Consider the following 6,000-nt stretch of genomic DNA (forward strand, 5'->3'; position numbering starts at 1 on the left):
GCCGCTCTTCTCAGTGGCGGCGCGGGTCAGAGCTTTTTGCCGCCGTAGGTCACCGAGTTCAGGATGCTCCTGACCTTGCTCGTCACGTTGGCGGGCAGCCGCGCGTAGTCCAGGGCTTCGTTGTAGCGCTGGCCGGTGGTGGTCATCCAGGTCAGCAGGTTCTTGAGTGCCCTGGCCTGCGCCTCGGTGCGGTTGCCGTACTTCTGCTCCTGGTAAAAGATCACGTAGGTGAAGCTGGCGATGGGGTAGGCGCCCGCGTTGGCGCTGTTGGTGATGCTCACGCGGGTGTCGCCGGGCATCACCACGCCCTGCGCGGCGGCGGCGGCCGGGGCGTTGTCGGCCACCACGAACTTGCCGGAGCGGTTTTGCACGCTCCCGAAGGGCAGCTTGTTCTGCTTGGCGTACACCAGTTCCACGTAGCCGATGGCGCCGGGGGTGCTTTTCACCACGCCCGCCACGCCGTCGTTGCCCTTGGCGCCGGTGCCGGTGGGCCACTGGAGGCTGTTGCCCACGCCCACCCTGGTCTTCCACTCGGTGCTGACCTTGCTGAGGTAGTCGGAAAAGACGTAGGTCGTGCCCGAGCCGTCGCTGCGGCGCGCGACCGTGACGGGCAGCGGCGGAATGCTCACGCCGGGGTTGAGCGCCGTGATCGCCTTGTCGTTCCAGGTGCGGATCTTGCCCAGGTAGATGTCGGCCAGCACGCGCCCGGTGAACTTGAGGGGCTGGGTCACGCCGGGCACGTTGTAGGCGGGCACCACCGCGCCGATGGCGGTGGGAATGTGCAGCAGCTTGCCGGGCGCGCCCTTCATCGCCTCGTCGCTCATGGGATTGTCCGACCCCGCGAAGTCCACGGTGCGCTCCAGAATCTGCTTCTGGCCCGCGCCGCTGCCCACCGACTGGTAGTTCACGCTCACGCCGGTGTCCTCGCGGTATTCCGCGAACATCTTGGAATAGAGCGGGTAGGGAAAGCTCGCCCCCGCGCCGGTCAGGGTCTGGGCGGCGGCCTGCGAGGCGGCGGCGGTCATGGCCAGGCCGAGGCCCAGGAGAAAGCTCTTCTTCATGGCCCCAGGGTGCCCGCCGAGTGTCAGCCGGGCGTCACTGGAGTGTCAGCGCCGGGTCAGGAGAGTGGGGAAAAACGTGGGGCGCGGGAGAAACCAGCTCCCCCACGCCCCCCGCCCCCACCGCCTCAATCCGCCGCGTCCGAGTGCGCGTATTGCAGGCGGTGGAGCCGGGCGTAGTACCCGCCCTTGTCCAGCAGCTCGCGGTGGCTGCCCTGCTCCACGATGCGGCCCCTCCGCATCACCACGATGCGGTCGCAGTGCTCGATGGTGCTGAGGCGGTGGGCGATGATGATCGAGGTGCGGCCCTCCATCACCTTCAGCAGCGCCTGCTGGATGCGGATCTCGGTCTCGGTGTCCACGTTGGCGGTCGCCTCGTCCAGCACCAGCAGGATGTCGGGGTTCTGGATCAGGGCGCGGGCAAAGGCCAGCAGCTGCTTTTGCCCGGTCGAGAGGGTCGCCCCGCGCTCGCGCACCTCGGTCTGGTAGCCTTCCGGCAGCGACACGATGTAGCTGTGGACCCCGACGTACCGGCAGGCTTCCACCACCCGCTCGTGCGAGATCTCGGGGTTGTTCAGCGTCAGGTTGCTCTCGATGGTTCCCGCAAAGAGAAACACGTCCTGCAACACCACCCCGACGTGCCGCCGCAGGTCGTACTGCGCCAGGTCGCGCACGTTGTGCCCGTCCACCCGCACGGCGCCGCGCTGCACGTCGTAAAAGCGGCTCACCAGGGCGGTCACGCTGGTCTTGCCCGCGCCCGTCGCGCCGACCAGGGCCACGCTCTCGCCCGGCTGGATATCCAGGTCGATGCCGCGCAGAATCCAGCGGTCGTCGCTGTCGGGCGTCTGCGCCGTGACCGTCTGGTCGTAGGCGAACCATACGCCCTCGAAGCTCACCCGGCCCTCGAAATGCTCCAGCGTCCGCGCGCCGGGCTTGTCCTGAATCTGCTCCTCGGTGTCCAGCACCTCGAAGATGCGCTCGCTGCTCGCCATCGCCGCTTGCAGGTTGTTGAACACATCCGCGAGGTCCTGGATCGGCTGAAAGAGGTTGGTCGTCCAGCCGATAAAGGCGTAGAGGGTGCCCACCGTGACCCCGGTCGCCAGCGCCACGCCCGCCGCGTCCTGGCCCAGGATGCGGGTGGCCGCGAAGTACAGCACCAGCGCCACCCCGAGCTGCCCCAGCACGGCCATCGTGGGCATGAACAGCGAAAACCACTTCACCGAGTTCTCGTTGGCGGTCAGCAGCGCCCGGTTGGTGTGGTCGAAATCCAGCGCCGTGCGCCGCTCGCGCCCGAACAGCTGCACGGTGGTCATCCCGGTGATGTTCTCGTTGAGCTTGGAGTTCACGACCGCCTGCTGGAGGCGGGTCGCCCGGAAAGCGTCGCGCAGGCGGGTGCGGAAAAAGTTGCTGGCGAGGTACATGAAGGGCAGCACCCCGAAGCTGACCAGGCTCAGCCGCCAGTCCACGGTGAGCATGATGACCGCGTAGGCCACGATCAGAAAGGCACTCTGAATCAGGCTGACCAGCCCGCCTGTCAGAAACTGGTTGATGGCGTCCACGTCGCTGGTCACGCGGGTGATCAGCCGCCCCACCGGGTTCTGGTCGAAAAAGGCCAGATGCAGGCGCTGGAGCTTGGTGAACACGTCGGCGCGGATGTCGCGCAGCACGTTCTGCCCCAGGTACCCGATTGCCAGGATCGAGCCGTACTGCACCGCGAACTCGACCAGCTTGAGGCCCATGTAGGTCAGCGCGGCGGTGGTCAGGATGCCCAGCAGCGGCACCCGGTTGATGGCCGGATCGTCCAAAAAGGGCGTCAGCGCGTTGTCGATCGCGTAGCGCTGAATCAACCCGAAGACCGGCTGGATGCCCGAGAACAGCAGCGAGAGCAGCACCGCGCCGACCACCAGCCCCACGTAGGGCTTGAGGTAGCCGAAGATGCGGCGGGTGAGCCGGGCGTCGAAGCCCGCCTGGGCGGGTTCGGGGGGCACGGGGGCAGGTGCGGTCACTTCACGGCCTCCTGGGGCAGCGTTTCGAGTTCGGTGGCGGCGGCCTCGGGGTCCCGGACCGGCTCGTCGTCTGTGTCGAGGTCCGAGGCCAAACGCTGGAGACGTTCGAGTTCGGCGTAGCGGCCCCCGGCGGCCAGCAGCTCGTCGTGGCTGCCCTGCTCGGCCAATCGGCCTTCTTCAAGCACCACGATGTGGTCGGCGTGGCGCAGGGTGCTGATCCGGTGCCCGATCAACAAGACGGTGCGGCCCTGGGCGACCTCGCGCAGCCCGTCGAGGATGCGCCGCTCGGTCTCGGTATCCACTGCCGAGAGGCTGTCGTCCAGAATCAGGATCGCCGGGTCGCGCACGATGGCGCGGGCGATGGCCGTGCGCTGGCGCTGCCCGCCCGAGAGGGTCACGCCGCGCTCGCCCAGGATGGTCTCGTAGCCCTGCGGAAAGTCCTCCACGTCGCCCGCCAGTCCAGCCAGCCGCGCCGCCTCGCGCACCCGGCTCATGTCAGGTTGCTGGGGCACGACTGGCGGCGGCGGGGTCTTCACAACGCTGACCCCCGTGGGAATTTCGGGCAGCTCGCGGTTCCCCAGCCCGAAGCCGATGTTGTTGGCGATGGTGTCGCTGAAGAGGAAGGGTTCCTGCGGCACCACGCTGATGTGGTCGCGCAAGGTCCGCAGCGAGATCGTGCGCACGTCGTGGCCGTCCACCCGCACCACGCCGCTCGTCGGGTCCATCGAGCGCGTGAGCAGCTGGCCCAGCACCGTTTTGCCGCTGCCGGTCGGGCCGGTAATGCCCAGAAAGGTCCCGGCGGGCACGTGCAGGCTCACGTCGTCGAGCACGGTGCGGTCGCCGTAGCGCATGGTCACGTGGTCAAATTCGATCTCGCCGCGCAGGGTCCGCACGCCGGGGTCCACCCGCCGCCGCTCGTCGCGGATCAGCGGCCGGGCGTCCAGCAGCTCGCGCAATCTCTGCCACGACGACAGGCCGCGCTGGGTGATCCCGGTGATCCAGCCCACCATCAGCATCGGAAAGGCCAGGCGCTCCAGCGTGCCCACGAACTGGGTGAACATGCCCAGCGTGAAGCGGCCGTCCCCGTTCAGGATCAGCCGCCCACCGACAAGCAGGATCAACCCGAAGGCAATCCCCAGCAGCAGGTTCATCACCGAACGCAGGGGACCGTCCACCTTGATCAGGGCGATGTTGCGCCGCAGAAGTTCGAGGTTCATCGCGCGGTAGTCCTCGATCTCGCGGTCCTCGATGGCGTAGCCCTTGACCACCCGCGCCCCGCTGAAGTTTTCCTGCGCCTTGGCCGCGATCAGGCTGTTTTGCTCCTGCACCAGCGTATGCCGCTTGTTGATCTGCCGCGCCATGTAGGTCAGCAGCCCCACGATGATGGGCAGCAGCGCCAGCACGATCAGGGTCAGTTGCCAGCTCAGGCTGAACATCACCGTGAAGGCGGTCGCGAAGCCCGACACGATGTTCACGATCTGCCAAGCCCCGAAACCCAGCATCTCGCGCACGGCGCCCAGGTCACCGGTCAGGCGGTTCATCAGGTCGCCGGTGCGCGCGCGGTCGTAGTACGGCTTGTCGAGTGTCTGAAGGTGGCCGAAGATGTCGCGCCGGATCTCGTACTCGGTCTGGCGCGAGGCCACCACGATCATGCGGCGCATCACCAGCATGAACAGTCCGGCGGTGGCGGCGGCGCCCACGATGCCCAGCGCATACAGGCCCACCCGGGCGGCCGTGATGCCGGGCGTGGCGGGATCAGCGTCCGCTTGCCCGGTCACGCCGTCAATGGTCAGACGGATAAAGTAAAACGGCAGCAGGTTCACGCTGTTGGCGATCACCACCGCCACCAGGCCAATCATGTACTGGCGGCGGTGAAGCCGCAGGTACGGCCACAGGGTACGGAGACTGTCCAAGGGGGACCTCTGGAAGAAAGGGGGCGCGGCGGCAGGGCTGAAGGCGGGCAGTCCAGGGCCGGAGCGGCCCGAAGCGCCGCCAGTCTACGCCGAGAGGCGCAGGCGGGAATGCGCTGAATGGCTGAATGGGGAGAGGGACGGAGGAATGGGGAGGGCCGGGGTGCCCGGACAGACTCCCGCTGTGGCCCTGCCCGGCTGCCTGTGCCCCGCCCGGCCAAGCAGGCTGGGCCGTGTTGACACCCCCTGGGACCGGTGCTACTATTCACAGCCGGAAGTCAGCGCGCCAGCGCGAAGCTTCTACACTCAGGGACGGAGGTTTTCCGCTCTCTTTCAGGTTTCGGAACGGTGCCACCCTAGCTCAACTGGTAGAGCACCCGACTTGTAATCGGAAGGTTGGGAGTTCGATTCTCCTGGGTGGCTCCACGTGACGCACCCACACGTCATGACAATTCGGGCCGAGACAGTGCGGGCCGACGGGGTACGGGTAGGTGGCCGAGTGGTTAAAGGCGACAGACTGTAAATCTGTTCACGTAAGTGTACGGCGGTTCGAATCCGCCCCTGCCCACCACACGCGGGAATAGCTCAGTTGGTAGAGCGTCAGCTTCCCAAGCTGAATGTCGCGAGTTCGAGTCTCGTTTCCCGCTTTCCAGCTCGCTCTTGTAGCTCAGTGGTAGAGCACTCCCTTGGTAAGGGAGAGGTCGTCGGTTCAATCCCGACCAAGAGCTCCATCAGAGAACGCGGCCCGCGCCCCTGCGGGCCGCGTTCCTTCACTTGTGTCCAACACTTGGGCAGCTTCCCACAGCTATGCTGTGCAAGGCTCAGTCTTTCCGGTTGGCTCCCACCACCCGGAAGAGGCGCTCTCCAGGAGGAAACGAACATGGCAAAAGGAACGTTTGAGCGGACCAAGCCCCACGTGAACGTGGGCACCATCGGGCACGTCGACCACGGCAAGACTACGCTGACCGCGGCGATCACCTTCACGGCGGCCGCGATGGACCCCACCATCGAGACCCTGGCCTACGA

Annotated in this window: 4 protein-coding genes and 4 tRNA genes; 5 read left to right on the forward strand and 3 right to left on the reverse strand. The window is 66.8% G+C overall.

Annotated elements, in window-relative coordinates; translation table 11 throughout:
- Nucleotides 1-26: 26 nt before the first annotated feature.
- The 3 genes from pstS to HNQ09_RS04840 form a co-directional block, all read right to left on the reverse strand.
- Nucleotides 27-1,061 (reverse strand): phosphate ABC transporter substrate-binding protein PstS, encoded by a 1,035-nt coding sequence (pstS, locus tag HNQ09_RS04830; protein WP_184026138.1) that lies wholly within the window; start codon nt 1,059-1,061, stop codon nt 27-29.
- A 125-nt stretch (nt 1,062-1,186) separates the two neighbouring features.
- Nucleotides 1,187-3,064, reverse strand: a complete 1,878-nt coding sequence (locus HNQ09_RS04835) for an ABC transporter transmembrane domain-containing protein (RefSeq protein ID WP_184026141.1) — start codon at nt 3,062-3,064, stop codon at nt 1,187-1,189.
- A complete protein-coding gene (locus HNQ09_RS04840; RefSeq protein WP_184026145.1) occupies nt 3,061-4,977 on the reverse strand; it encodes an ABC transporter ATP-binding protein in 1,917 nt (638 codons plus the stop codon). The genes HNQ09_RS04835 and HNQ09_RS04840 overlap by 4 nt, the downstream gene beginning before the upstream one ends.
- A gap of 347 nt (nt 4,978-5,324) precedes the next feature.
- Between HNQ09_RS04840 and HNQ09_RS04845 the strand changes: the two genes are divergently transcribed.
- The 5 genes from HNQ09_RS04845 to HNQ09_RS04865 all read left to right on the forward strand — a co-directional run.
- Nucleotides 5,325-5,400 (forward strand) — tRNA-Thr (locus HNQ09_RS04845).
- Between the two features lie 59 nt (nt 5,401-5,459).
- A tRNA-Tyr gene (locus HNQ09_RS04850) sits at nt 5,460-5,545 on the forward strand.
- A 3-nt stretch (nt 5,546-5,548) separates the two neighbouring features.
- Nucleotides 5,549-5,621: transfer RNA gene (locus HNQ09_RS04855), tRNA-Gly, on the forward strand.
- Between the two features lie 9 nt (nt 5,622-5,630).
- Nucleotides 5,631-5,705 (forward strand) — tRNA-Thr (locus HNQ09_RS04860).
- Between the two features lie 149 nt (nt 5,706-5,854).
- Nucleotides 5,855-6,000 (forward strand): GTP-binding protein (locus HNQ09_RS04865; RefSeq protein ID WP_246363158.1); only part of this gene is annotated, 146 nt, incomplete at its 3' end.

It is taken from the genome of Deinococcus budaensis (assembly GCF_014201885.1).
Lineage (GTDB): Bacteria > Deinococcota > Deinococci > Deinococcales > Deinococcaceae > Deinococcus > Deinococcus budaensis.

What these genes read in the sequence shown, in the direction of transcription:
- pstS (WP_184026138.1), bottom strand. Translation starts at nt 1,061, where the DNA reads ATGAAGAAGAGCTTTCTCCTGGGCCTCGGCCTGGCCATGACCGCCGCC.